This window comes from Pseudorhodobacter sp., assembly GCF_034675685.1.
Classification (GTDB): Bacteria; Pseudomonadota; Alphaproteobacteria; order Rhodobacterales; family Rhodobacteraceae; genus Pseudorhodobacter.
The window spans coordinates 73,950-100,543 of sequence record NZ_JAUCDA010000010.1; the positions used below are offsets into that span (position 1 = coordinate 73,950).

21 protein-coding genes, 1 tRNA gene and 3 pseudogenes are annotated in these 26,594 nt (G+C 59.2%); 9 read left to right on the forward strand and 16 right to left on the reverse strand.

Annotated features, from left to right (window positions below):
• Positions 1-84: 84 nt before the first annotated feature.
• Genes VDP61_RS09215 through VDP61_RS09230 form a run of 4 tightly spaced genes read left to right on the forward strand, consistent with a single transcriptional unit; the run spans position 85 to position 4,395 of the window.
• Positions 85-1,206, forward strand: a complete 1,122-nt coding sequence (locus VDP61_RS09215) for an MlaE family lipid ABC transporter permease subunit (protein ID WP_323006623.1) — start codon at positions 85-87, stop codon at positions 1,204-1,206.
• Positions 1,203-2,009, forward strand: a complete 807-nt coding sequence (locus VDP61_RS09220; protein WP_323006624.1) for an ABC transporter ATP-binding protein — start codon at positions 1,203-1,205, stop codon at positions 2,007-2,009. The genes VDP61_RS09215 and VDP61_RS09220 overlap by 4 nt, the downstream gene beginning before the upstream one ends.
• 4 nt (positions 2,010-2,013) lie before the next feature.
• Complete coding sequence (locus VDP61_RS09225; RefSeq protein ID WP_323006625.1) at positions 2,014-3,732, forward strand: MlaD family protein; 1,719 nt, start codon at positions 2,014-2,016, stop codon at positions 3,730-3,732.
• A gap of 18 nt (positions 3,733-3,750) precedes the next feature.
• Positions 3,751-4,395: an ABC-type transport auxiliary lipoprotein family protein gene (locus tag VDP61_RS09230; protein WP_323006626.1), complete on the forward strand. Its 645-nt coding sequence runs from the start codon at positions 3,751-3,753 to the stop codon at positions 4,393-4,395.
• An 86-nt stretch (positions 4,396-4,481) separates the two neighbouring features.
• On the opposite strand, the gene proB is transcribed toward VDP61_RS09230, so the two are convergent.
• The 7 genes and pseudogenes from proB to VDP61_RS09265 form a co-directional block, all read right to left on the reverse strand.
• The gene (gene proB / locus VDP61_RS09235) at positions 4,482-5,600 is read right to left on the reverse strand and encodes a glutamate 5-kinase (protein WP_323006627.1); all 1,119 of its coding nucleotides are present in this window, start codon (positions 5,598-5,600) and stop codon (positions 4,482-4,484) included.
• Positions 5,588-6,613 (reverse strand): GTPase ObgE, encoded by a 1,026-nt coding sequence (gene obgE / locus VDP61_RS09240; RefSeq protein ID WP_323006628.1) that lies wholly within the window; start codon positions 6,611-6,613, stop codon positions 5,588-5,590. The genes proB and obgE overlap by 13 nt, the downstream gene beginning before the upstream one ends.
• Before the next feature lie 254 nt (positions 6,614-6,867).
• Positions 6,868-7,407: a GNAT family N-acetyltransferase gene (locus tag VDP61_RS09245; RefSeq protein WP_323006667.1), complete on the reverse strand. Its 540-nt coding sequence runs from the start codon at positions 7,405-7,407 to the stop codon at positions 6,868-6,870.
• 182 nt (positions 7,408-7,589) lie between these two features.
• On the reverse strand, positions 7,590-7,859 hold the full coding sequence (rpmA, locus tag VDP61_RS09250; RefSeq protein ID WP_323006629.1) for a 50S ribosomal protein L27: 270 nt from the start codon (positions 7,857-7,859) through the stop codon (positions 7,590-7,592).
• 6 nt (positions 7,860-7,865) lie between these two features.
• Positions 7,866-8,369, reverse strand: coding sequence for a 50S ribosomal protein L21 (gene rplU, locus VDP61_RS09255; RefSeq protein WP_323006630.1), 504 nt, complete (start codon positions 8,367-8,369; stop codon positions 7,866-7,868).
• Between the two features lie 204 nt (positions 8,370-8,573).
• A pseudogene (locus VDP61_RS09260) lies at positions 8,574-8,801 on the reverse strand (DUF305 domain-containing protein); the annotation flags it as partial.
• A gap of 254 nt (positions 8,802-9,055) precedes the next feature.
• Positions 9,056-9,481, reverse strand: coding sequence for a hypothetical protein (locus VDP61_RS09265; protein WP_323006631.1), 426 nt, complete (start codon positions 9,479-9,481; stop codon positions 9,056-9,058).
• Positions 9,482-9,798: 317 nt separating this feature from the next.
• On the opposite strand from VDP61_RS09265, the gene VDP61_RS09270 reads away from it, so the two are divergent.
• Positions 9,799-10,482, forward strand: a complete 684-nt coding sequence (locus VDP61_RS09270) for an IS66 family transposase (RefSeq protein WP_323006632.1) — start codon at positions 9,799-9,801, stop codon at positions 10,480-10,482.
• On the opposite strand, the pseudogene VDP61_RS09275 reads toward VDP61_RS09270, so the two are convergent.
• The 3 genes and pseudogenes from VDP61_RS09275 to VDP61_RS09285 all read right to left on the reverse strand — a co-directional run bounded on the left by VDP61_RS09275 (position 10,400) and on the right by VDP61_RS09285 (position 13,739).
• Positions 10,400-11,605 (reverse strand): annotated as a pseudogene (locus tag VDP61_RS09275) (IS3 family transposase). The gene VDP61_RS09270 and the pseudogene VDP61_RS09275 sit on opposite strands and share 83 nt — an antisense overlap.
• 646 nt (positions 11,606-12,251) lie before the next feature.
• Positions 12,252-13,445, reverse strand: a pseudogene (locus VDP61_RS09280) (IS3 family transposase).
• A gap of 204 nt (positions 13,446-13,649) precedes the next feature.
• Positions 13,650-13,739, reverse strand: a tRNA-Ser gene (locus VDP61_RS09285).
• 186 nt (positions 13,740-13,925) lie between these two features.
• On the opposite strand from VDP61_RS09285, the gene VDP61_RS09290 reads away from it, so the two are divergent.
• Positions 13,926-14,807: a hypothetical protein gene (locus VDP61_RS09290; protein WP_323006633.1), complete on the forward strand. Its 882-nt coding sequence runs from the start codon at positions 13,926-13,928 to the stop codon at positions 14,805-14,807.
• 457 nt (positions 14,808-15,264) lie between these two features.
• On the opposite strand, the gene VDP61_RS09295 is transcribed toward VDP61_RS09290, so the two are convergent.
• The 3 genes from VDP61_RS09295 to VDP61_RS09305 all read right to left on the reverse strand — a co-directional run bounded on the left by VDP61_RS09295 (position 15,265) and on the right by VDP61_RS09305 (position 19,148).
• Positions 15,265-16,506 (reverse strand): mandelate racemase/muconate lactonizing enzyme family protein, encoded by a 1,242-nt coding sequence (locus VDP61_RS09295; RefSeq protein ID WP_323006634.1) that lies wholly within the window; start codon positions 16,504-16,506, stop codon positions 15,265-15,267.
• Positions 16,507-16,587: 81 nt separating this feature from the next.
• Positions 16,588-17,772 carry a TCR/Tet family MFS transporter gene (locus VDP61_RS09300; protein WP_323006668.1) on the reverse strand — a complete coding sequence of 395 codons (1,185 nt, stop codon included), beginning with the start codon at positions 17,770-17,772 and terminating at the stop codon, positions 16,588-16,590.
• Positions 17,773-18,170: 398 nt separating this feature from the next.
• Positions 18,171-19,148 (reverse strand): threonine/serine dehydratase, encoded by a 978-nt coding sequence (locus VDP61_RS09305; RefSeq protein WP_323006635.1) that lies wholly within the window; start codon positions 19,146-19,148, stop codon positions 18,171-18,173.
• 129 nt (positions 19,149-19,277) lie between these two features.
• Between VDP61_RS09305 and VDP61_RS09310 the strand changes: the two genes are divergently transcribed.
• Positions 19,278-19,946, forward strand: a complete 669-nt coding sequence (locus VDP61_RS09310; RefSeq protein WP_323006636.1) for a hypothetical protein — start codon at positions 19,278-19,280, stop codon at positions 19,944-19,946.
• Here the strand turns inward: VDP61_RS09310 and VDP61_RS09315 are convergent.
• The gene (locus VDP61_RS09315) at positions 19,918-20,763 is read right to left on the reverse strand and encodes an alpha/beta hydrolase (protein WP_323006637.1); all 846 of its coding nucleotides are present in this window, start codon (positions 20,761-20,763) and stop codon (positions 19,918-19,920) included. The genes VDP61_RS09310 and VDP61_RS09315 overlap by 29 nt on opposite strands.
• 331 nt (positions 20,764-21,094) lie before the next feature.
• Between VDP61_RS09315 and VDP61_RS09320 the strand changes: the two genes are divergently transcribed.
• Together VDP61_RS09320 and VDP61_RS09325 are read left to right on the forward strand one after the other, a co-directional pair.
• The gene (locus tag VDP61_RS09320; protein WP_323006638.1) at positions 21,095-22,873 is read left to right on the forward strand and encodes an ABC transporter transmembrane domain-containing protein; all 1,779 of its coding nucleotides are present in this window, start codon (positions 21,095-21,097) and stop codon (positions 22,871-22,873) included.
• A 270-nt stretch (positions 22,874-23,143) separates the two neighbouring features.
• Complete coding sequence (locus tag VDP61_RS09325; protein ID WP_323006639.1) at positions 23,144-25,033, forward strand: acyl-CoA synthetase; 1,890 nt, start codon at positions 23,144-23,146, stop codon at positions 25,031-25,033.
• A gap of 189 nt (positions 25,034-25,222) precedes the next feature.
• Here VDP61_RS09325 and dtd read toward each other — a convergent pair whose 3' ends face one another.
• Complete coding sequence (gene dtd / locus VDP61_RS09330) at positions 25,223-25,666, reverse strand: D-aminoacyl-tRNA deacylase (RefSeq protein WP_323006640.1); 444 nt, start codon at positions 25,664-25,666, stop codon at positions 25,223-25,225.
• Positions 25,663-26,583 (reverse strand): carbohydrate kinase, encoded by a 921-nt coding sequence (locus tag VDP61_RS09335; RefSeq protein ID WP_323006641.1) that lies wholly within the window; start codon positions 26,581-26,583, stop codon positions 25,663-25,665. Before VDP61_RS09335 ends, dtd begins: the two co-directional genes overlap by 4 nt.
• Positions 26,584-26,594 lie beyond the last annotated feature (11 nt).

Below are 26,594 nucleotides of genomic sequence, written 5' to 3' on the forward strand. Positions count from 1 at the left end.
GCATGCAATCAAGGCAGGGTTTGAATTGGCACCACGCCCGCGCGCATGTTAGGCAAGGCAAATAACAGCAGGTGTTGCCAAATCGTGACCGGACCCCAGATCGAACTGTTTTCAGCCGAAGGTAGCGCGCAGTTTGTCTTGCGCGGCTCTTTTTCGCTGGCAACGCTGACCCCACTGGTCCGCGATCTGGCCGCGGCCGTGGCCAAGGGGCCGGTTGAGATAGACCTTGCAAACGTCACCCGGTTGGATACCAGCGCCGCCTGGGCCATCATCATGGCCGAGCAAGAGGCCAAGGAAAAAGGCCGGCCCTTTGCCATCACCAATCCCAGCGATGACGCTGTCACCATTCTGGGGGCTGTGCGCAGGGCCCTTCCCAAACCCGATTCAGCGCCGCCAAAGCGCCTGACCCTTACCGACCGGCTGGAAAAAGTGGGGCGCAGCGTTACTGCCGCCGGCGGTTTCATTCTGGAATTGCTGGGGTATTTCGGCCTTTTTCTGGATCGCTGTGTGCGATCCATCCGCCACCCGTCCGAGTTTCGTTTTACCGCGCTTGTGCATCATTGTAACGAAGTTGGCGTCAAGGCGGTGCCGATTGTGGCGCTGATGTCTTTTCTTATCGGCGTTGTATTGGCCTTTCAGGGCTCTACCCAGTTGCGGCAATTCGGGGCCGAAGTGTTTGTCGTAGACCTGATCGCTGTCTCGGTGTTGCGCGAACTCGGCATCCTTCTTACCGCGATCATCGTTGCAGGCCGTACCGCCTCGGCCTTTACCGCCGCCATCGGCTCGATGAAAATGCGCGAGGAAATTGACGCCATGCGGACGTTGGGCATTGATGTGGCGGGGGCGCTGTTCGTGCCGCGTATCCTTGCGCTTTTGCTGATGCTGCCCATCCTGGGACTGATCGCCAACCTGTCCGGGTTGATCGGTGGCGGGTTGATGGCCTGGATAGATCTTGGCATTTCACCCGGCATGTTCCAAACGCGGCTGATTGAAAACACCGGCGTATGGCATCTGTTGGTGGGCATGATCAAAGCGCCGTTCTTTGCGCTGATCATCGGCATTGTCGGCTGCCATGCCGGTATGCAGGTTGGCAGCAACGCCGAAAGCCTTGGCCAAAAAACCTCTGCCTCGGTGGTCACCGCCATTTTTGCTGTGATCGTTACCGATGCCGTATTCTCCATATTTTTCGCGCAGGTGGGTGTATGACCACAGCCACCCCCGCAACAGACGCCGAGATCGTTATCCGCATTCGCGGTCTGCGCAACCAGTTCGGCACCCATGTCGTTCACGATGACCTTGATCTTGATGTGTACCGGGGCGAGGTTCTGGGGGTTGTCGGCGGCTCGGGGACCGGGAAATCCGTGCTTCTCCGCTCTATCTGCGGGCTGCAAATTCCGAAATCGGGTGAAATTGATGTGCTGGGCACCAATGTCCTGGCCGCCACAGACCAGCAGCGCGCCGCGCTTGAACGCCGCTGGGGGGTGATGTTTCAGGATGGTGCGCTGTTTTCCTCGCTGAATGTGCGCGAAAACATAGAGGTGCCGATGCGCCACGTTCAAGGGCTGGACCCCAGTTTGCGCAGCCAGATGGCCGATCTGAAAATTGCGCTCTCGGGCTTGCCCTATCTGGCCGGAGACAAGTTTCCATCAGAGTTGTCAGGCGGTATGCGCAAACGCGCCGGGCTTGCCCGTGCTTTGGCCCTTGACCCCGAAATCCTGTTTCTGGATGAGCCGACCGCCGGGCTGGACCCCATAGGTGCCGCCGATTTTGACATCCTTATCAGGCAATTGTCTAAAAGCATGGGGTTGACGGTCTTTCTCGTCACCCATGATCTTGATACGTTGCACGCTACCTGCGACCGCGTTGCTGTGCTGGCCGAGAAAAAAGTCCTGGTCAGCGGCACGATGCAAGACATGCTGGCGGTTGATCATCCTTGGGTACACGAATATTTCCACGGCCCCCGCGCCCGCGCCGCGATGGATGCCATACCTTTGACGAAAGGCGAATAAAGCCATGGAAACACGGGCAAATTACGTTCTGATCGGGCTGTTCACAATAGTCGGCTTTATCGGCATGCTGGCTTTTGCGCTGTGGTTCGGGCGCATCGAACTTGAAAGGCAATTCGCCTATTACGATGTCAAGTTTACCGCTGTCTCGGGGCTGACGCGTGCCTCGGATGTGCGCTTTGCCGGCCTGCCCGTGGGCCAGGTGGTTGATGTCGGCCTTTCGCCCGACAATGACGGCACAATCCTTGTCCGGCTGGAGGTTGCCCAAAATACGCCCGTCCGCACCGGGTCGGTCGCAACCATCGAAAGCCAGGGCGTCACCGGCGTTTCCTATGTCGGCATCAGCCCCGGTGAACCGACAGAGCCGTTCTTACGCGACACCTCCGATGCGGACATCCCGCTTATCGAGGCTGGCCGATCCATGCTGCAAAGCCTGTCCGAGGATGCCCCGGCCTTGGTCACCGAGGTACTGGATGTTGTTCGCGAACTTAAAGGCTTGATCAGCAACGAGAATGTCAATCGAATTGACAATATCCTGATCAATGTCGAACGCGCTTCGGAAGGTTTTGCGCAATCGCTTGATGATTTCACCATCGTCGCGGGTTCAATTTCGGCCTTTGCGATTGAGATTTCAAACTTCAACGTCATGTTGGAAGGCCTGACCAGCAAGGCCGAAAAGCTGTTCGACAGCGCCGATGAAACCCTTAACGCGATCACAGAACTGTCCAGGGAAACCCAGGTGACCGTGGCGACCGGCACCAAAACGCTGGAACAATCCACCGAAACGCTGACAAAGGCGCAAGCGTTCATCGACCAGGATTTGAAACTCGCCACCAAAGAGTTGACCGACGGGCTGTCTGAAACCCGCGCCCAGATCAGCAAAATCAGTGATGATGCCCGTGCCATGCTGGCAGAGTTCAAGAAAACCGGTGAAGTGGCGACGATGCGGCTGGTCGAGTTGGAGACCACGATCAAATCCGCAGATGCGGTGATCGTGCAGCTTGATGAAACCCTTGTGTCCATGGATGAGGCGTCGGTCAACTTTGACAAACTGGTCAACATTGACGGGACCGCGCTGGTCGCCGAGGCGCGCGCCGCCCTTGCGCCCATCGCCGCTGCGGCAAAAAACGACCTGCCCGCGATGATGGCCGATATCCGTGCCGCCACAGAAACCGCCAATCAGGTGATTGCCGATGTCGGCACGTCACTTACCTCTGCCAGCGCCAAGGTTGACGGGCTGATGGATGCTGCCAGCGCCTCGCTTGCAGCCGTGACCGACAGCTTTTCCCGCGCCAATACCACGCTGGACGCGATCAATTCGGCCCTTGTCGTGGGCGAGCGCACGCTTGTAGCGGCTGAGAAAACCTTTGACGGTGCCGACCGCGTGATAAATGAGGATATCAGCGCCATCGTCACCGACCTGCGCGGCACCATTGACGGGCTGGATAGCGCGATTGCCGGCATCTCCGATGCGATCCCCGGTGTCACCGCCGATCTGCAAGCCGCCGCCAACGCCGCCCGCGAAACTTTTGAACGGGTGTCGCGCGTTGTCGCCGCCTCGGACCCGCCGATCCGCGATTTCACCGTGACCGCCCTGCCGCAATTCACCCGCCTGGCCCGCGAAACCCGCGATCTGATCAAGAATCTTGAACAGCTTACAAAACAAATTCAGCGTGATCCTGCGCGCTTCTTCCTCGGGGGGGATACCCCTGTTTACAAACGTTAACCGGAAAGAGGTCCTGCCATGACCCCAGCAATCACCCCGCGCCTTACCCTTCTCGCGCTTGTCGCAACTGCGTTGCTTTCCGGTTGCTCGGCCCTTTCGGCGCTCAGCAGTGCCGCAACGCCGCTTGATGCCTATGATCTGTCGGCCCCGCCAAACCCCGTGGCTGCGCGTCATACCAGCGCACGGCAATTTGTGGTTGAGCTGCCTACCGCGCCCGGCGCGCTGAACACTGACCGCATCCTGATCCGCCCGCATCCTTTGCAGGCCGCCTATCTGCCCGATGGCAAATGGGCCGAAGAGGTGCCGGTCATGCTGCAAACCTTGCTGGTCCGCAGCTTTGAAGATACCAACGCTTTTCGCTATGTCGGCCGCCGCCCCTTGGGTACATCGGGCGATTACGCCTTGGTCACCGACCTGACCGATTTTCAGGCCGAGGCCGCCCCGGATGGTAAAACTGCCACCATCCGCCTGCGCCTGACCGCCCGTATGGTGCGTGAAGATGATGCCGCCGTGATTTCCTCACGCAGCTTCACCAGCAGCGCCGTCGTTGCCTCCACCCAAACCCTAAGCCTGGTAGAAGGCTTCAACCAGGCCAATCAAACCCTGCTGAGCGATGTTACCAGCTGGGCGCTCGGCACGCTCAATATCGGGTTGAAACGCTAAAGCCGCGCCCGTATTCATCTTTGCAACGCCAGCGCCGGATGAATGCGGGCAGGGGCACCAGCGCCCGCGCGGATTATTTTGGCGCTTCAAATCACCATATCATCGCGGTAAATCAATGCCGCTCGCCCGATATAGCCCAAAATCGCCTCTATCTCGCCCGAGCGGTGCCCCGCAATCGCGCGCGCCTCTGTCGCCGTATAGCGCACCAGGCCTTTGCCAAGCGCGGCACCATCCGGCCCGATAATCGCCACCGGATCGCCCCGCCCGAAACTTCCAACCACAGCAGCGACCCCCGCCGGCAACAAGGACTTGCCGGCCAGCAAGGCCGCAACAGCCCCGGCATCAAGTCGCACCTCGCCCCGTGGCTTCATTGCATTGATCCAGCGTTTGCGCGCCTGCTGTGGGTCGGCAGCCGAGACAAACCACGTCCGCGCCGCACCTTGTGCCAGCGCTTGCAAGGGCCGCAGCGCAGACCCTTCCATGATCGCCATTGCACAGCCACCCGCCACCGCAGTCTTGGCCGCCAACAGCTTGGTTTTCATCCCGCCCTTTGACATGCCCGAAACCGGATCGCCCGCCATTGCCTCAATCGCGGGCGTAATCTGCGTTACCACGTCAAACCGCACGGCAGCCGGGTCTTCTTTCGGATTGGCTGAATAAAACCCGTCCACATCCGACAGGAGAATCAACTGATCGGCCCCCACCGTCACGGCAATCTGCGCGGCCAGCCGGTCGTTATCGCCAAAACGAATTTCATCCGTCGCCACGGTGTCGTTTTCATTCACGATCGGCACCACACCAAGGCCCAGCAATGTCTCCATCGTCGCGCGTGAGTTCAGATAGCGGCGACGATCTTCGGTATCCTCCAGCGTCACCAAAACCTGGCCTGTGGTGATCCCATGCGGCGCCAGCGCCTCTTCATAGGCCCGCGCCAGCCGGATTTGCCCTACGGCAGCGGCGGCCTGTGATTGTTCTAACGGCAGTTCCGCAAAGGGCAGCCCCAACACCGTGCGCCCCAGGGCAATAGAGCCGGATGACACGATGACAACATCGGTCCCGCGTGCCTTTGCCGCAACCACATCCAGCGCCAGGGCCGTCAGCCAGTCATGGCGCAAGCCCCTGACCCGGTCCACCAACAAGGCAGACCCGATCTTGATCACCAGGCGTTTGGCAGCGGTTACGTCGGGCGCGATCAAGGTTGCCACGGCCCAACATCCTCGACAACAACCCGGTCTTCCAGAATCTGCGCATAAAGGCGGCGCAAGACATCGGCCAGCCCTTGGTTTGACACGCCCGAAATGGCAAAGACCTCGCCATCAACGACCGACGCCAATTCGGCAAACCGCGCCTCAAGGGTTTCGGCATCCAGCGCGTCGATTTTGGTCAATGCGGTGATGCGTGGCTTGTCACCCAGCGCCTCGGCATAGGCCTCCAACTCGGTCACGATGGTCTGGTAATCCTCGGCGACGGTTTCCGATGTGCCATCGACCAGATGCAACAGCACGGAACAGCGTTCCACATGCGCCAAGAACTGCATGCCAAGGCCTGCCCCCTCGGAGGCCCCTTCAATCAAACCGGGAATATCGGCCATGACAAACTCATGCCCATCAATTCCCACCACCCCAAGGTTCGGCACCAGGGTCGTAAACGGATAATCCGCAATTTTTGGCCGCGCGTTGGAAACGCTGGCCAGAAACGTCGACTTGCCGGCGTTTGGCAAGCCAACCAATCCGGCATCCGCGATCAGCTTCAGGCGCAGCCAGATCGTGCGCTCTATGCCCTCTTGCCCCGGATTGGCGCGCGCCGGTGCGCGGTTGGTCGAGGATTTGAACTGCAAGTTACCCCAGCCGCCGTTGCCGCCCTTGGCCAGCAGCACACGCTGCCCCACGGTGGTCAGATCGGCCAGAACGGTTTCCTCATCCTCGTCCAGAATCTCGGTGCCAACGGGCACTTTCAGCAAAACATCCTCGCCGGTTTTACCAGTGCGCTGGCTGCCCATGCCGGGCTGGCCCGATTTGGCAAAAAAGTGCTGCTGATAGCGAAAGTCGATCAGCGTGTTCAGCCCCTCGACAGCCTCGACCCAGACCGAGCCGCCCTTGCCGCCATCGCCGCCATCCGGCCCGCCAAACTCGATGAATTTCTCGCGCCGGAACGAAACACAGCCCGACCCGCCCCCGCCAGAGCGGACATAGACTTTACAAAGATCAAGGAATTTCATGGGTCCGGCTTTCAGCAAAAGGGTCAATGCGCTGCGTTACCCGATAATGCGCCTTACCTCAAGGTCGGGCGGCAGCGGTTGCGGGCACAATTCCGGCCCGACCTGCCAAAACCGGTACTCATACCGCCAATGCCCAGCGTTCAGGGCCGGCGGGCAGCGCCTGATCGGTTCGCGCCATGAACCCCGATCAGGGCGGGCCACCACCGCTTGAAAGGCAGGCGCAGCCCCCGCCGCGCCGCCATCAAGCGATGTCTTCAGGCCATTTTCTTCAGATATGTCCATGTTTGCACCCGCGCGTTGCGGGCCACGCTAAAGCTTTCTGCATCCCCAAGATAGGCAAACCCGCAATTGGTAAGCACCCGCGCCGAGCGTGGATTGTCCTGAAAGACCTGTGCAAAAATCGTCTTGTTCTTCAGCGGATTGGCAGCAATCAGCGCCTGCACCGCCTCTGAGGCATAGCCTGCGTTCCAAAACGCCGGTGCAACCCAATAGCCGATTTCTGACTGGTCGCGATCCATCTGCTTCAGTGAGATCACACCCAAAACTTCGGGCATGCCCGAGGCCAACCCATCCATCACCCAAATGCGTTCGGTTGACCCTACATTCATCGCGCGCGCCACGAATGCCTCGGCGGCACCGGGTGGCAAAGGGTGGGGAATAGAGCTGGTCCCCTCGGCGACCCGCGCATCCCCCGCATGCATGGCAAACAGCCCCGCATCCGAAATCCGCACCGGGCGCAGCACAAACCGCACAGCCGGTATGGCTAGCTGTTCCTCAATCTCTTGCAACATCATCGCGCTCTCCTCCGAAAACACATCTGCCCCTTATAGCTGGGGTCACTTTGCCGAATCACAACCAAACGAATCGATCACACTTAGGTTAAGAATTGCCCCCGCACTTTCGAGACAGCCCAGAATGCGAAAAGGACCGGCCTTGCAGCCGGTCCCCTTATTACATTTGCGTGTAACGGTTCGGCTTACTCGGCTGCCTCCGCAACCGGGAGAACCGAAATAAAGGTGCGGCCTTTAAGGCCCTTCTTGAATGCAACCTTGCCTTCGACGGTGGCGAAAATGGTGTGATCCACACCCATGCCAACGCCCGTTCCCGGAAACATCTTGGTGCCACGTTGGCGAATGATGATGTTGCCCGGAATGGCAACCTGGCCACCAAACAGCTTTACGCCAAGGCGGCGGCCGGCTGAGTCGCGGCCGTTACGGGATGAACCACCAGCTTTTTTATGTGCCATGGGGGATTACTCCTCGGTCGAGGCAGCTTTCGCCGCCTTTGGTTTCGCAGCGGCTTTCGCCTTTGCAGGGGCCGCTTTTGCAGCAGCTTTCTTGGCCGGAGCCTTCTCGGATGTCGCTGCCGGGGCTTCGGCATTATGTGCCGCACGGCGGGCATCGGCGGTGCCAGTGGCAGCCTTCACGTCCGACGTGTCGCCACCAGTTGCCAAAACATCGGTCACACGCAACAGCGTCAGATGCTGGCGATGACCTTTGGTGCGCTGGCTGGAATGTTTCCGGCGACGCTTTACAAAGTGGATGACCTTTGGGCCCTTGATCTGTTCGATCACTTCGGCCTGAACCGCAGCGCCCGCAACCAATGGCGCGCCAACGGTCAGCTCTTCACCGCCAACCATCAGAATTTCGTTAAACTGGATCTTGTCGCCAGCTACACAATCAAGCTTTTCAACGCGCAAAATATCGCCCGCCTGCACCTTGTATTGCTTGCCGCCTGTCTTGAGGACCGCGAACATAGGGTCTTTCCTTTTCATGTCTTCGCGTCCTGTGGCCCCAGCATATACTGGCGTTTCACGCAGCCTCGGACGGCGCGCCCCCATTCGGGGCGATATAAATACCAAATCTGGCCAAGTGTTCCCACTCAAGCAAGATGCGGGCTTATCGGGGATCACGGCACCAGAGTCTAAGCCAGCAGTACACCCCCGGCTCTTGCCCGAGCGTTATTTTCCATCCACCGCGGGCGTGGCCGCAGCCCCACCTTCCATATCCAGGATCAGCGCCTTCATTTCGTCAATTTCAAGCGGCTGCGTCTTGATAATACCATCAGCAAGTCTTTTGGCGCGTGGGTCGGTGATATTGGCGCGGCTGTTGCTCAAAAAGGTAATCGAATGATGCGGGATCATCGCCTTCATCCAAGACAGATCAGCCACTTTTGTGGTTGCGGCCCAAGATGCGGTTGTGTCTCGAAACCGGTGGAAATTCTCTGGCCGCGATCTCCGAGCATGTGAATTCGGGCCTGATCAGGCAGCGCGGCAAGGACGCAGGACGCGGTTTGCTTGCAAACCATGAGAGGATGCGCAAAAAATGCTTTTCTTTGCTTCTCGATGCTGGCGGCAGTATCAGCTAGATCATGTCACGGTAAGGGAAACTCATCCACCCCACACGGCCCGTCTGCGATTGAGGGGAGCGCTGATAATCTCTATTATCTCGCAGGCTTAAAAGACGATAAGAAACTGGTTTTCTGGAAACCCCAAAAAACCAAATCAGCCGCAGAGCCAAAAACGCTCGCTTTTCGCATCACTACGCACTTTGTTGGAACGAGGAATGATGGGGTGATCGGACCAACGGGTGCAGAAACCGATATGCGTGGGTTGTAGACGAAATCACCCTCGCGCACTATGTAATAGCCGCCAATGTTTGCGACATTGGCAATATCCTTATCGAAACAATCGCCTTGGTCCAGTACGCCCATTGTGGCCGAATTCGTCAGTACGCGTGACAATTCCAAATCAGTGTTCTTGGCTTTGGAACGCTGCCCAACTTCCTGCAACTCCTGCATGTCCCAATCCGGAAACGCCGAGCCGTCGTCTTGCGTAAAGCGCAGCTTTTGCGAGAACCGCCGTTGCATCAGCCCCGCCTTGAACCGCACCAAGCCCGCCTCGGTCCGCAGCACCCCCGCAAGCCGAACCACAGCAAGAAGGCAAAACAGCGCATCGGTGAACTCAATGAAGCGAAGGCCAAATTACTTCGGGATGGTTATGATCCGACAGATCAGCAATTTCGGGAGGCGCTGCACAAGGGCGAGGCCTATCCCGAAGAGCATGATGCCATCGTTGATGCGGACCTTTGGGCCAGTGTGCATGCCATCCTTCAGGAAAGCCCCCGGAAGCGGGCCAACAACAGCCGCGCGCAAGATCCGCACATCCTGCGCGCAATCGGCCGCGCATGGAGTCCGGTGCGTACGCCACCATTCAGGAACTGGCCGAGGCCGTCGGACTGGCGGAACGCCATGTCAGCCGCCAGTTGCGGCTGGCCCGACGAGGTCAAGGCGCTGATCGTTGCGGAGACGTTAAAGCCGCGTGCGACGGTGAATGCGGTTGCTGCACGTTATGGGCTCTCGTGCAGGATCCGGGACGCGGAAAGACAAAGACTGGGTATCTTTGGGTACTGGCCCGCGATGATAGACCGTGGGGCGGTGAAGATCCGCCCGGTGTGGTCTACTTCCATGCACCGGGTCGGGCGGGCGAGAATGCCGAAACATTCCTCACCGGCTTTGACGCCATCCTGCAGATCGACGGATACCAAGGCTATAACCGGCTGACCAAAATGACCCGCAGGGGGGGGCGATCCCATTCGCGTGGCCATTGCTGGGCGCACGCGCGCCGCAAGCTGAAGGAAGGCTTTGACCGCGATGGCTCAGAAATCGCCGCCGAAGGCCTGCACCGCATCACCGAAATCTATACCGTTGAAGCCGATATCCGTGGCGTCTCGTCCGGCCAGCGTCTGTCTGGTCTTGTCACGGTTACGTTCCGGTCTCCCAACTCATTTATGCGGCCTTTCGCTCAAATGCGAAGGGGCTTTTGCCGCCTGGCGACGAGTGGCGGCGCCGCGGATTGTAGAAGCCGTTGATATACTGGAATATCGCGCCTTCTGCCTGGCGGCGTGTGTCCCAGCGGTTGCGCCAAATCAGCTCTGCCTTGATGGATTTGAAGAACGTCTCGGCCATAGAATTGTCGTAACAATTGCCCTTGCCGCTCATTAAGACCTTGAAGCCGTGCTTTGACAGGCGGCGCTGATACTCGTTGGAACGGTATTGCGACCCACGATCCGTATGGTGAATGCAGCCTTCGGGTGGTTGCCGTAGCGCCACAGCCATGTCCAGCGCCCGGATCGCCAGGTTCCGTTTCATGCGGTTGCTGACAGCCCATGCTGTTACCCGGAAGGGTTTTGCGTGCAAAACACGCAGGGCGATGACGCGACGAGAGTAGAGATCGAGGATGACAGCCAGATATAGCCAGCCTTCGCTGGTCCAGATGTAGCTTATATCACCGGCCCATTTTTGGTTCGGGCCATCCGCAGTGAAGTCCTGATCCAACAGGTTGGGCGCGATGTTGAACGTGTGATCGCTATCGGTTGTGACCTTATATTTTTGGGTTCTGATGACCTTAATGCCGTTCTCGCGCATCAAACGGCCCACAGGCCCGTGACCGACGTTCAGCCCCAGCTCCTGCAGTTCTTCAGTCATCCGTGGGCGCCCATAGCTTTGCAAGCTCAGGCGATGTTGCTCACGGATATGGGCCAGAAGCACCATATCGTCCCGCTGGCGTTGGTTCATTGGGCGGTCCCGCCAAGCACGGAACCCACGAGAGGTGACCTGCATGATACGGCAGATAAACTCCACAGACCAAGCTTCTTTCCAGGCGGCCCCTCTCATCGCTACAAGCAGCGATTGCCGGGCAATGGATGAAGGCGAACCTCACCGGCTTTGGCCTGCAAAGAAGATCGCCGCCTTTCTTAGCACTTCCCTCTCCTCGCGCAGTAGCCGGAGTTCTTTGCGAAGGCGGGTGTTTTCTTTCTCAACATCCTCATGCGGCCCAGACATCAGATCGTCGTGCTGATGTTGTTGAACCCACTTATTCAGCGTCGAGACGCCAACCCCCAAATCCGATGAAAGCTGCGGGCGCGTTAAGCCGCTGCTCGTCGCCATCCGTACCGCATCACGCCGAAACGCGTCTGTGTACTTCTTTGCCATTCCATATCTCCTTCATAGCAAACATTGCTCGAAAGAAACCCGAACTAAAACAGGGCAAGACCACAAGGCTCACAGCGCTCCTAGGTGCCACGCCGGGGCCATTACAACGGGTAATCAGCGGAGAACGCTCGGCCAATCGCGGTTGGCACGCACGCGGGACACTCTGTGAAGGGGGCGCACCATTTGCGCGAGATTATTGACTAAGAATCCTTGGGTTCGTGTTGCCTGAAAAAAGGTATTGCAGTTGTAACCGATGTTTACATCTTGCCGCTGGTTTTGATCAGCGCCCATGAAAGGTCATTACGCGCATATGTAGCCCACACATTGAAGTGGTCCGGCCAAGAGATGAGTTTTCATTGTTTCGAACCATGAACCCCAGCCTATCCGCAGTCAACAACATCACCACCCTGCAAATCACCCAGCGCGCCAAAGGTCCGGGGAAGTAAGGGGGGAGGGCTAAGGTTACTTATGACGCGCGATTTCGCACCTACAAATTCACATGAGGTGCCTCAAAACCAATATTGCCGTTTTAACTGTTGTTTACATGTTGCCGATGGTTTCGATCAGCGCGCTCGCGAACGGACATGACCCGTGTATGTAACCAGAGGCAATGGTCTAGCTGACCTGCCCCCCGGTCGTCCCTCAGTCATAACGAGAGTCCTTTGGTTTGATAGTCGTCGGTTTCGGGTGTGGCAAGCGCGCCGGGCGCGATGCCATCAAGTAGCTCAAGCGCTCGGCGCGCTTCTGTGGGGGTCTTGTTGCCGAGCGATGAATGCGGCCTGACGTTGTTGTAATCGTAGCGCCAGAGGGCCAGCGTTCGGCGGGCGTCGGTCAGGCTGTCGAAGATTTCCTCGTTGAGGCATTCGTCGCGCAAGCTGCCGTTGAATGACTCGATGTAACCATTCTGTTGCGGCTTGCCGGGGTCGATGAAATGCCACTCGACCTTGTTGTCGTTGGCCCACTTCAGAATAGCCTTGCTGGTGAACTCCGTGCCATTGTCAGAAACTATGCAGGCGGGTTTCCCATAGACCCGAACCAGCGCATCCAACTCCCGTGCGACCCTGGCCCCAGAGATGCTGGTGTCGGGGACCAGGCATAGGTTTTCGCGGCAGCAATCGTCATTGACCGCAAGGATGCGGAATTTGCGACAGGCCCCGAAAGTGTCGGACAGGAAGTCCAAGGATCCCGTTGCCCGGCAGGTGATTGCAAGCAATCACCGAGAGGGGGCGCTGGTTCGGGCGCAATGGCACTGGCATTGGTGTGCGGCTGCCTCGCGTCCGTTTCCGGCCTCTACGGCGGCGCACTGACAGGCCCTCTTCCCGGTAAATCCGGTAAAGCTTCTTTTCGTTCATAATCATGCCCATGCGCTTTAGCAGAACGCCAATGCGCCGGTAACCGAACCGCCGCCGCTTCTCAGCAATCTTGTTCATTTCCAGACGGATCTCCGGGTTATCGGGCGGCCTCTCGCGCCGCACGGTCTTCGGATCGACACCGATCAGGACGCAGGCCCGGCGTTGAGAGATCGGATGATCCCGCGTCGCCCGCAGCACTGCGTCCCGCCGTTGCATCGGCGTCGTCAGGGCTTTCCCAAGAGATCCTTCAGCACAACATTGTCCAGCATGACATCTGCCACCAGGCGCTTCAGCTTCGCATTCTCATCCTCGAGCTGCTTCAGCCGCTTGGCATCGGACAGGTCCATCCCGCCATACTTGGCCTTCAGCTTGTAAAACGTCGCAGGGCTCAATCCATGCTTCCGGCACAGCTCCGCCGTCGGCAAACCAGCCTCCTGCTCTTTGATCATCCCGATAATCTGCGCTTCGGTGAAACGGCTTTTCCTCATCTCGTCTGCTCCTTCAGGTTGGGCAGACTCTACATCAGACTGAGGGAACTTCCGGGGGGCAGGTCAGGTGCTGGCAGTACTGCGCCGAAAACATGCTGCACTTGATCCGCTACAATCCGAGAGCATCCGCGACGCGCTGGGGGGAAGAATAGGGGGAAGCGATTTTGCGTTTCCCTTATATTTCAATGACTTGGATTGCGTAAATGGCGGAGAGACAGGGATTCGAACCCTGGGAACCCTCACAGGCTCAACGGTTTTCGAGACCGCCCCGTTCGACCACTCCGGCACCTCTCCGCGTCGGGGATCGTCTATCGGGCGTTTAGCTTGTCGGGCGTGGGGTTTCAAGTCTGATTTGCAACAATTTCACGGGGCCCTCGGCTTTTTCTTGCTGGAAATATCCTGCGCTGTGCGTGGTGCTACGGGTTGCAAAACGAGAGAGAGTGGCTAGTTTCGCGTAAGTGTATTTATGGGTCTATAAAAATGATTGCTGGTCTGAAACTGCCTTCGCTTCTTGTCCTTGGTCTGCTTGTCTCGGCGGGGGGGATTGGGCAAGCATTTTCCAATCCGCTGCCTTTGGTTCTGGTCCAGGATGTCGGTATCCCATCGGTCGCTACCTTGGCAAAAACGCTGAGGATCGGCGAGGTGATTGATGTGATGCGGCTTGAGGGGCTGAGCTACGGCACCGAAATGGAGGGGGATCTGTTCCCTGGCAAGGGGGGGGCGGCCTGGGTTTCGGTGGTAGAGTTGATTTATGACGGGCCGACGATGCAGAGGCGGTTTGAAGAGGCACTGGCCGCGCGGCTTGCCGGGCATGAAACCGATATGGGGGCGATGCAGCAGTTTTTTGCCGCCGACCTTGGGCAGCGGATTTTGAAGCTGGAAATCGAGGCGCGCCGATCTCTTATGGATCAGGCGGTTGAAGATGCAGCCAAGGCACGCGTCGAAGAGATGATGGCCGAGGCGGTGCCGCGATTTGATGCTTTGCAGGCCTTTTCCGAGGTGAATGATCTGGTCGAGATGAACATCTCGGGCGCGATGAATTCAAACCTCGCCTTCTTTCAGGGCATGGCTGAGGTGGGCGCAATGCGCCAGGATTTAACCGAAGAAGACATGCTGATGGATGTCTGGGGGCAAGAGCCAGAGATCCGGGCCGAGACGGAATCCTGGGTTTTTCCGTATCTTGCGCTGGCCTATGGGCCGCTATCGGATGAAGAATTGGCGGCCTATATCGAATTTTCCGAAACCGGGCCGGGGCAGACGTTGAATACAGCAGTTTTCGGGGCGTTCGACACGGTTTTCGCAGCGATTTCGCGAGACTTGGGGCGAGCCGCTGCCAGGCAAATCATGGGTGAGGATATCTGACATTGGCCTGGCGCGGAGAGTGTCTGGCCTTCAGTGTATCGGTGATCTGGTCCATGCGTTCTAAGTGGCGCAGGGACGATGGCGATTTCCAAGGAACTGCTTGCGAACGTCTGAAGGGCGGCGCGCGGCCTGAAGATCTGCTTGGCGATGCCGGGCTGATGAAAGGCCAGACCCGGATCGACGGCATGGATGACAAGATTATCCCTTGCCCGGCAGGCGATTTGCAAGGCAAACCTGCCGAGAATGGGTTCGCTAGGCCTGTGGCCTTACGGCGAATTCAGGTATTCACCTGCCGGCTATCTGAAACCCGCATGGGCCGGGGCAGATACACAGAGTTCATAACACCCCCTGCCCGAAAGCACGATGCACCACCCGGAACGACCGTTCTATAGCGCTGCTTCTTCTGATTTGCAGGTCCGGGTATCGGCGGTGCGGGTCTGCGCCTTGGCACTATCAATCAATCAGGCGGGCAGGCGGGTGCGCCCCCTTCAAATCGGTTGCCGTTCGCGTAATCGCAGGGCGCCTCTTGCATTTCCAGATGCAGGCGCATGCCGGTATAGGGGTGGGCGCGTGCAAGGTCTTCGTCAAATGCGATGCCAAGGCCAGGGGCCTCGGGGGGGATGATGTAGCCATCTTGCCATTTGATCGAATTTTTGATGAGGCCAAGATGAAAACTGCCGCCGGTTTCGATCGTCTCTGCGATCAGCAGGTTGGGGATGGACGCGGCGAGGTGGATGTTCGCGGCCCATTCCACCGGGCCGGCATAAAGATGCGGGGCCATTTCGGCATTGAACACCTCGGCGATCGCTGCAATTTTTTTGGCTTCCCAAATGCCACCAACGCGCCCCAGGGCCGGTTGCAATATCTTGACGCCGCCGTGACGCAGCAGTGCGCCAAACTCGGCCTTGGTCGTTAATCGCTCGCCGGTGGCAAGCGGAATGCGAACGTGGCGGGCAACCTCGGCAAACTCGTGCAGGTTATCGGGCGGAATCGGTTCTTCGTACCACAGCGGCGCGTAGGGTTCCAATGCCTGGCCAAGCCGGATTGCGCCCGCAGTGGTGAATTGACCATGGGTGCCGAACAACAGATCGGCGCGCTCGCCCACTGCCTCGCGGATGGCTTTGCAGAACGCGACCGAGCGGGTGATATCCGACATCGCCGGTTGGTGGCCGCCCCGGATGGTATAGGGGCCAGCCGGGTCAAATTTTATCGCCGTAAACCCCATGTCCACAAAGCGCAGTGCAGCCTTGGCGGCCATATCGGGGTTGACCCAAAATTCCGGGTCGAGTTTGCCGGGTTCGGGGTAAAGATAGGTATAGGAACGGATACGCGCATTCATTTTGCCGCCCAAAAGCGCCCAGACGGGGCGGTTGCGGGCCTTGCCGACAATATCCCAGCACGCCATTTCAAGGCCGGAAAATGCACCGATGGCCGTAAGGTCCGGGCGTTGGGTAAAGCCCGAGGAATAGACGCGGCGGAACATCAGCTCGATATTCTCGGGGTTTTCACCTTCCATATGGCGGGTAAAGACATCCTCGATCACGGCGGACATCGCCTTTGGGCCGACGGTCGCGGCGTAACATTCGCCATAGCCGGTGATGCCGCAAGCAGTGGTGAGTTTGGTGAATATCCAATAGCGGCCCCCCCAACCGGGCGCGGGTGGGGCAACGATAAAGATTTCAAATGACTGGAGACGCATATTGAACCTTTCCGATTGTGGCACGCGCTGGCGGGCGTCATGCCCTTCGGTCCCCATGTGAGGTGATTTTCCAAGAGGATGCTAGCGGTGCTTTTGTCCTTTGTCGCTGGATTTTGTGACATGGAGCAAGATAGCGGCCACCATCAAGATTGCGGCCAGCAAAAAGGGCGCACCCGGGGCGAAGATTGCGGCATCGGGCGCGGTGAAATGCGCGAAGGTCGCGGTCATTGTCAAAGGGGCCACGATCATCGCAATCGCGCTTAGCGAGGCGAGCACGCCTTGCAATTCGCCCTGCGCGTTCTCGGGCACTGCGCGTGATAAAATCGCTTGCAAGGCGGGGATGACCACGCCGCCAAGGGCTGTGATGGGCGTCAGCATCAGGGCGAGGGGGCCCGAGGTGACAAGGCCAAGGGCTGTCAGGGTTACGACGTCGATCCCCATGCCCAGCAGCGCCGCACGCTGTTCGCCAAAGCGTTTGATCAGGGGGCCAACCAGCAGCGCCTGACCGATACCATAGCTTATTCCGTAGATACCCAACGAGTAGCCGATCATCTTTGCATCCCAGTCAAAGCGGGCTTTGCCAAAGAACGCCCAGATCGCGGGATAGACGTTCATGGCAAGGGCGATGATCAGGAATGTCAGCAGCGGTGATTTCAGGCCGGGTCGTTTGCTGACGGCGCGAAGCGCGCCAATCGGGTTGCCGCGCGCCAAAGTGAAGGGGCGGCGGGTGCGGTCACTGACCGTTTCAGGCAGCACGATCAGGCCGAATACAAGGTTTGCCAGCGCCATGCCCCCGGCGGCATAGAACGGCGCGCGGGTGTCAATGCTGGCCACCAGCCCGCCGATCAGCGGCCCAAGAACAAAGCCGAGGCCAAAGCAGGCCCCGATCAGCCCAAAGCGGCGGCCCCGGTCAGGGGCGGGGGTGATATCGGCGACAAAGGCGGTGGCGGTGGATTGGGTTGCTGCGGCAATGCCTGCAAGCAGGCGGGCGGCAAGCAAAAGCCAGATGCTTGAGGCCATTGCCATGCCAAGATAGGCCAGCGCCATGACGCCAAGCGATACCAGCAGCACCGGGCGGCGGCCATAGCAATCGGAAAGTGATCCGATTACCGGGCCAAAGATAAACTGCATCACCGCAAAAGATGTGGCAAGCACCCCACCCCACAAGGCTGCGGTGGCAAGCGTGCCGCCGGTGACGGCGGCAATAAGGTCGGGCATCACCGGAAAGATGAGGCCGATACCAATGGCATCAAGGGTTACGGTCATCAGGATAAAGCTGAGCGCGAGTCGGGGTGTCGGCGTCACGAACCCGCCTCGGTTTGCGCGTTTACCCAGGCGGCTTGCGCGTTTTGCGTGCCGGGGTCACGCAGGGCTGTTGTTGTGACGCCGGGGCAAGGCAGCCTGCCCAGGGGCAAGGCCCCAGCACAAAACCCATGAAGGACGAGAATGGGCGGCATAAACGGTGAAACCCTGAAAGATGCAACGACAAGCGATCAGCACCAAGGGTTGCCCCGATGCGGTGAAAGGATCAAGCTGATTCACAAAAGGCAGGTGGTTTGCTGCGCCAAAAGCGACAGGCCAAGGTAACGGGCAGGCCTGACCAAGCCAGCGCAGCCTGCGGCGATCTGCCAAAGTCGCGCAGCTTTGGCTTTTGACCGCAGCACTTATTCCGCTAAGGTGGCCAACGCACGGGCAAAGACATCGGGGTCGACATTTCCGCCGGATGCAACACAGATGACATCTGGCGTGACAATCTGTGCGCCGTGGAACAGGGCTGCCGCCAAGGCTACGGCGCCGCCCGGTTCAAGGACAATTTTCAGGCGCAGCCATGCCAGCGCGACGGCGCGCAGGGCCTCATCATCACTGACGACAATGCCGGGGCCGCATAGGTTTTGCATCACCGGCAGGGTCAATTCCCCTGGGGTGGGCGTCACGATGGCATCACATATCGACCCCGAGGCGGCTGCATTGTGCTGGCGCTTTCCAGTGGCAAGGCTGCGGGTGACATCGTCAAAGCCAACGGGTTCAACCGGGCGGGCGCGCAACCCCGTGGCGTGTGAGGCAAGGGCTATGGCAATGCCCGATGTCAGCCCGCCGCCACCGCAACACACCAAGACATCGGCGTCTGTGATACGCTCATTCACCGCCTGTTCGGCAATCTCAAGGCCTGTGGTGCCTTGGCCCGCGATTACCCGCACATCATCAAAGGGTTTGATCAGCGTCAAGCCGTGGGCCGCAGACAGGCTTGCGCCGATGGCGTCACGATCCTCGGTGGCACGGTCATACAGCACAACCCTGGCACCAAGCGCGCGGGTGTTTTCAATCTTTATGCGCGGCGCATCGGCGGGGATGATGATAACCGCAGGCGCGTCATGCAGCCTGGCGGCAAGTGCCACACCCTGGGCATGGTTGCCGGATGAAAATGCAATCACGCCCTTGGCGCGCAGATCGGGTTCCATGGCGGAAACCGCCGACCACGCCCCGCGAAACTTGAAAGAGCCGGTGTGTTGCAAACATTCAGCCTTCACAAAGACCCGGCGCCCCGCAATCTCATCCAGAAAAGGTGAGGACAGCAGCGGGGTACGGCGGGCGTGGCCATCAAGGCGGCGTGCCGCAGCTTCGATATCGGCAATTACGGGCATGGTTTGGTGCTTTCTTGTCTGTGCTGCAGGCATTGCTGACCTGCGCGCGCAGGAAGGTCAATCTTTAGCTGATTTCTTTACGCGCTGTTAACCTATTTCCTGCCAGTCTTTGGCCAAGGGGGGGCGTTCATGGCATGGCTTTGGGCCGTCTTGTTTGGTTGGATTGCGGTGTCGGCGCAGGCAGGGGCGTGGCCGCGAGAGCAAGGCGCGGTGTTCATCGCGCTGTCTGCTGACCAGGTTGGGTCACAGATGTATGCCGAATACGGCATGCGCAAGGATTGGACCATCGGGCTTGAGGTGTCGATGCCGCAAGGGCGGCGGCTGCCGGATGTGACCCAGTTTGTGCAGCATCCGGTCTGGCGCGGGCGCACAGCCATTCTTTCTGCCGGCGTCGCGGCAGAGCTGCGCGAAACCACAGCAGCGGCCGCGTTGCCGCATTTGAAGGGTATTTCCGAAATCGCACTCCGCGCAGGTCTGTTCTGGGGCAAGGGGTTTGAGACCCGGATCGGGGGCGGTTGGGCCACGGTGGACGCGCAGGTGGAAAAGCTGGTGACGACAGATTGGCTGGATCAGGGGCTGACCTACAAGCTGGATCTGGGGTTTGGGCTGAAGCCCCATGACCGGCTCATGCTGATGGGGCAGGCGCAGCTTTGGCACCGCGCGGGCAATCAAAACCTGCGGCTGGAAACCAGTGCGGCCTGGGCGCTTGGCCCCACGCATCTGGTAATCTCGCCTTCGGTGGGTGTGATCGGCCCGAAAGAGCCCCGGCTTAAACTGGGCCTGTGGGTGGAGTTTTGACGGCTTGCAGATAGCTGTGCAGCAAGGTCACCGCCTCGGGTTCATCCAGAAACGGGATATGGGCGCGGTCGGGTACATTGATAAACGCCATATCGGGGCGGCGGCGGCGCATCTCATCTGCGCAAGACTGGCTTAGCAAATCGGAATTCGCGCCGCGGATCAAGGCCAGGGGCAAGCCCGCGCAGGTATCGAACAGCGGCCAAAGATCGACCTCGGGGCCTTTGAACGCGGCAAGGAAGCTTTCGCGCAGGGCCGGGTCATAGGTGATACGCAGGCCTTCGGGCGTGGCGGTATAGTGCAAACGCGCCTCCTCTAGCCAGCGGCTGTGCGGCACATTGGCAAAACCGGGCATGTTGGCGGGCAGCGCCTCGGCCAGTGCCTCATGGGTTTTGACGCGGGGATTGCGGCCGACATAATCCATGATGCGCTCCAACCCCGGTTTGTGGATCTCGGGGCCGATGTCGTTGAAGCAGATGCCAAGCAAACGGTCATGCGCCGTGGCGGCAAGGATCATGGCAACCAGCCCACCGCGCGAGGTGCCCAGCAGCGCGGCCTTGCCAACGCCCAGATGATCAAGCAATTCCAGCGCATCCTTCGCCTCTTGCGGCACGGTATAGGTGGCTGCCCCGGTCCATTGGCTTGCGCCGCGCCCGCGATAATCCATGCGGATCAGGCGGCAGGGCGGCAGATGTGGGGCCATATAGTCAAAATCCTGAATCGTGCGGGTCAGGCCGGCAAGGCACAGCAGCGGCGTGCCATGGCCTTCATCGCGGTAGGCAAGGTTTGTGCCGTCGGATGTGGTGAAAAACTGGGTCATGCAACACCTGCGGTTTTCTGGGGTGGGTGGATTTGGCTTGGATGGATATCGCGTTTTGGCTTTGAATTGAAGCACAGCCTGACCCAGCGCGCGTTGAAATCGTTTATGTCAGGCCGCACGAAGCGCTTTCGGGGCGGGTTCGGGTGACGGCACGCGTTCAGGCTATTCCAGGCGGCAAGGATGCAGGCGGGGATGGGCATCGCGCAAGGCTTTCATTTTGATCGAAACTGGCACATGCCGTCACCAAGCGAAAGGGGGCGCGGCAATTGGGATGCTTGCGAGCAGCAGGCGCAGGGCCTAAAGGGAAGCGTTGCAACTAAAGGCGGGTGCTATGGCGCGGAATACGACAGTTCTGGAAGAGCGCGAGAAATCGAAGCATATGGGCGCATTGCGGGGCTTGGTTCCGTTTTTGGCCCCGTATCGTATCCTTGTGATCGGGGCCGGTCTTGCGCTGGTTGTGACGGCTTGCGTTTCGCTTTTGCTGCCACTGGCGGTGCGGCGCGTGGTTGATGGCTTTGCGGCCGATAATGCCAGCCTGTTGGATCAGTATTTCCTTGCTGCGCTTGTGATTGCCATATTGTTGGCGCTGGGCACCGGGGCGCGCTATTATCTTGTGACGCGCTTGGGCGAACGGGTTGTTGCTGATATTCGCAAAGCCCTGTTCGATAAAGTGATGGGCATGAGCCCCGCTTTCTTTGAACGCCTGATGACGGGCGAAGTGCTTAGCCGGTTGACCACCGACACGACCCTGATCCTGTCTGTGATCAGTTCGTCAGTGTCGGTTTCGCTGCGTAATCTGTTGATTTTCCTTGGTGGCATGGTGGCGCTGTTGCTGACATCGGCCAAGCTGACCGGGCTGGTTTTGCTGATCGTGCCGGGGGTGGTCATTCCGATTATCGTTCTGGGGCGGCGCTTGCGGGTCCTGAGCCGTGAGAATCAGGACCTGATTGCCAACAGTTCGGGCAATGCATCCGAGGCGCTGCTGTCGGTACAGGCGGTGCAGGCCTTTACCCATGAAGACCCGTCGCGGGCTGCCTTTGCCGATTTGACCGAGCAATCCTATCGTTCGGCACACAAGCGCATCGGGACACGGGCGCTGATGACCGTGATCGTGATTTTTCTGATTTTCACCGGCGTTGTCGGTGTGCTGTGGATCGGCGCGCGCGACGTGCGTGCCGGGGTGATGAGCCCCGGTGAATTGGTGCAATTCCTGATTTATTCGGTTATGGTGGCCGGTGCGGTTGGCGCATTATCCGAGATCTGGGGAGAGTTGCAGCGCGCGGCGGGTGCGACCGAGCGCTTGGTTGAAATGCTGGTCGCGCAAGATGCGGTCGTCGATCCGGTCAATCCAGTGGCGTTGCCGCGCCCGGTAAAAGGTGCGATCAGCTTTGAAGAGGTGCATTTCCAATATCCGGCCCGACCGGAAACCAGCGCGCTGGGCGGGGTCGATCTGCATGTGACACCGGGCGAAACCGTGGCCCTTGTTGGCCCGTCAGGGGCAGGCAAGACCACGATTTTGCAGCTTATCTTGCGATTCTATGACCCGCAGCAAGGCCGCGTGACCCTTGATGGGGTCGACCTGAAAGACATGACGCGGGCAGAGTTTCGACGTTCGATTGCGCTTGTGCCACAAGACCCGGTGATCTTTGGGGCCACCGCACGAGAGAACATTCGTTTCGGGCGCCCCGAGGCGACAGATGCCGAGATTGAGGCCGCAGCGCAAGCGGCGGCGGCCCATGATTTCCTGACGGCGCTGCCGCAGGGCTATGATACTTTTGTGGGCGAGCGCGGCGTGATGCTGTCCGGCGGGCAAAAGCAACGGATCGCCATCGCCCGCGCGATTTTGCGCGATGCCCCGGTGTTGTTGCTGGATGAGGCGACCAGCGCGCTGGATGCCGAATCTGAACGGGCGGTGCAGGCTGCTGTGGATGAACTGTCGAAAACCCGCACGACGATCGTGGTGGCGCATCGCCTGGCAACAGTGAAAAAGGCCGATCGGATCGTCGTTTTTGACGAAGGCCGCATTGTGGCCGTGGGCACCCATGATGAATTGGTCAAACAAGACGGGCTATATGGGCGGCTGGCGAAATTGCAATTCACAAACGGCTGAGGCAGGGCAATTTCGGCGGTAAAGGTTGAAAGGGCTGGCAAGGCCGCGTTTCCGGGCCTGGCTGAGAAAGATCATTTCAGCCATTCCGCACCCAAAAACGCGGGGCAAGACAGTTGAATGGGGCGCATTTTGGCGCCTCTTTTTCATTTGGCGCTATGACGTTGCGTTTTGGACGCAGGTCTTTGCTTGCGACATAGGCGAAAAACCCCCATCGTTGATCTTAAAAAGGGCCCGCCGACATGCGTGCGGGCGGTTAGGGGAGGACTGCCAATGAAAGCCTTTGCGTCGGTTGCGGACCGTGATGCGATTGAAGCCGAAAAACCATGGGCCGAGCGTAACGCCGCAAAGTCCATTTATGAGTTTCTGGGCCGGGCGCGCGATGCCCATGGTGATAAACCGGCCATCAGCTTTCAACTGCTGTCTGGTGCCACTGACCGCGCCGAAACCCTGACCTGGTCACAGTATCATGCCAAGGTGACGCAGGCTGCGAACCTGTTTCGCAGCCTTGGGGTTGGGCCGGGCGATGTTGTGGCTTTTGTGTTGCCCAATTGCACCGAAACGGCTGTGACAGTCCTGGCTGGGGCGGTTGCGGGTATTGTGAACCCGGTCAATCCGTTGCTGGATGCTGATCAGATCAGCTCTATCTTGCGTGAAACCAAGGCCAAGGTGGTCGTGACGCTGAAAGCCTTTCCCAAGACCGAGGTGGCGCAAAAGGTGGCCGAGGCCGTGCGCCACGCCCCTGCTGTGAAAGCCGTGCTGGAAATTGATCTGAATCGCTACCTCAGCCCCCCCAAAAGCTGGATCGTGCCGTTTGTGCGCCCGAAAAACCCGGTGGCCCATACTGCAAGGGTTTTGAACTTTACGGCGGAATGCGCGCGCCATCCATCTGACAAGCTGATGTTCGAGGATGTGCGCAAAGACAGGGTTGCCGCCTATTTCCATACCGGCGGCACCACCGGGATGCCCAAAGTCGCGCAGCACAAGGTTTCGGGCATGGTCTATAACGGCTGGCTTGGTGCCAAGCTGATGTTCAAAGCATCTGACGTGGTGATCTGCCCCTTGCCGATGTTCCATGTGTTCGCGATTTATCCGATCTTGATGTCAATGATCGCCAGCGGCGGGCATGTGGTGTTTCCAACGCCGGCGGGGTATCGTGGGGATGGTGTGTTCGACAATTTCTGGAAATTGGTCGAGCGCTGGAAGATCACCTATATGATCACGGTGCCAACCGCGCTGTCGGCCCTGATGCAGCGCCCGATTGACGCCGATGTCAGCAGCCTGCGCGGAGCGTTTTCAGGCTCTGCCCCGTTGCCGCTGGAATTGTACAAACGGTTTGAAAAGGCGACAGGGGTGCAGATCATCGAGGGCTATGGCCTGACTGAATGTACCTGCCTTGTGTCTTGTAACCCGCCGGAGGGGCTTAAGAAAATCGGCTCTGTCGGTATTCCCTTGCCCTATACCCATGTGCGCATCCTCAAGCATGATGCCGCGGGCAAGGCAACCGATTGTGGTGTCGATCAGATCGGCGAGATCTGCGTCGCTAACCCCGGTGTTTTTCCCGGATCAACCTATACCGAGGCCGACAAGAACCGCGATCTGTTTGCCGAGGGTATCTATCTTCGCACGGGCGACCTTGGGCGCATGGATACCGACGGGTATCTGTATATTACCGGACGCGCCAAGGATCTGATTATCCGGGGCGGGCATAATATTGACCCGGCAGAGATTGAAGAGGCATTGGCAGGCCATGAAGCGGTTGCCATGGTGGGCGCGATTGGCCAGCCTGATGCGCATGCGGGCGAAATACCCTGTGCCTATGTCGAGCTGGTACAGGGGGCGACAGTCACCGAAGAGGCGCTGCTGGATTACGCCCGCAAGCATATACATGAGCGCGCAGCGGTGCCGCGAACCATTGAGATCCTTGATGAATTGCCGAAAACGGCTGTTGGCAAAGTCTTCAAGCCAGATCTGCGCCGCCTTGCAATTCGGCGCGTTTACAATGACGCGCTGAAGACCGCAGGCCTGCCGGTGCGGGTGGAGGCCGTGGTCGAGGATAAAAAGCGTGGTCTGGTCGCGCAGGTGCAGCGCATGGATGGCGTGGATGAGGCGGCAGTGACCGCTGTCCTGGGCCAGTTTGTCCGACCATGGGATTGGGTTTGAGGCGGCCCGTATAAACCCTGATCGGCAGGGAAAAGGGGCGCCGGGGCAGGGGGCATTTTGCCCCCTCTTGGGCCTGCCGGCCATTCATCCCGGCAGCTATTTTCAGTGTGAAAATGCATGGACCCTATGAACCAGCACCCGGAAACTACGTCGGCCCGAATACGCTGTTGCCGAAAATAAAAGGGTGGTTCAGGCTGCTGTGTCCAGCCAGATTGTAACGGGGCCAGCATTGGTCAGGGTGACATCCATATCGGCCCCGAATACCCCATTGGCGGTTTTGATCCCGAGGGATTGCACGGCGTTAGTGAAATACTCATACAGACGGCGGCCTTCATCGGGATCGGCCGCAGGCGAAAAGCCGGGGCGATTGCCACGAGAGGTATCGGCGGCAAGCGTGAATTGGCTGACGATCAGCGCGTCACCGCCAGTGTCTTTCAGCGACAGATTCATCTTGCCTGCCGCATCTTTGAAAATGCGCAGCTTGGCAATTTTGGCAGCCAGTTGGTTGGCCATCGCGGCTGTATCGCCCTGCATGGCGCAGATGAAAATCAGCAGACCGGGGCCGATTTCACCGACGGTCTCGCCCTCTACAGATACGGATGCTGCATGGACGCGTTGCAAAAGGGCCCTCATAGTTCATGCGCCCAAGGTGGGTTGGCACCGGCGCGCGACACAGTGATCGCAGCGGCGCGGTTGCCGAGCGACAGCGCCGCATCAAGCGTTGCATCGGGCAGCGCCGCAAGGGCCGGTTTGCCAAGGGCACCCGCCGCATAAAGAGCCGCCAACGCGCCGGCGTTAAATGTATCCCCCGCGCCGACCGTATCCGAGACCTGTACCTTGCACGCCGGCATGAAACGGTTTTGACTGGCCGTGACCGCGCGGGCCCCGGCTGCGCCCTCGGTAAGAAATACAAGCTTTGGCCCGCGTGCCAATAGTCCACGCGCCAGCGCCACCACATCGCCAGCCCCTTCAAGCCAGTGCAGATCTTCATCGCTGATTTTGATGATGTCGGCAGCGCCCAGCATCGCATCCATCCGGGCGCGGTAGCCTGCCTGATCGGTGATGAAGCCGGGGCGAATGTTTGGATCTATCATCGTGACGCGACTGCCGGCTTCACGGGCCTGAAGGGCCGCGTAGGTCGAGGCGGCAGGATCATTGACAAGCGAGATCCCGCCAAAAAACAGGGTCGAGATATCCGCAGGCAGGGCAGGTAAATCAGCGGGGGCAAGCAAGCGGCCCGCCGTATTTTCATCATAGAAGGCATAGGTTGCCTGCCCATTGACCAGCTTGACAAAAGCCAGGGTTGTCGGGCGATCGGTACGCGCGGCAAGATCGGTTTCCACGTTCGACGCAGCCAGTGTCTGGGTTAAAATCTCACCAAAAAGATCAGTTGAGAGGCCAGAGAAGAAGCTGGTTTTCACCCCAAGACGGCCAAGGGCGATGGCCGTATTGAACACCGCGCCGCCAGCGTAAGGCGCAAAAGCTGTTTCACCCAGGTCCGTTTTGCGGGGCAGCATATCAATCAAGGCTTCGCCACAACAAAGGATCATCGCCGTTTTCC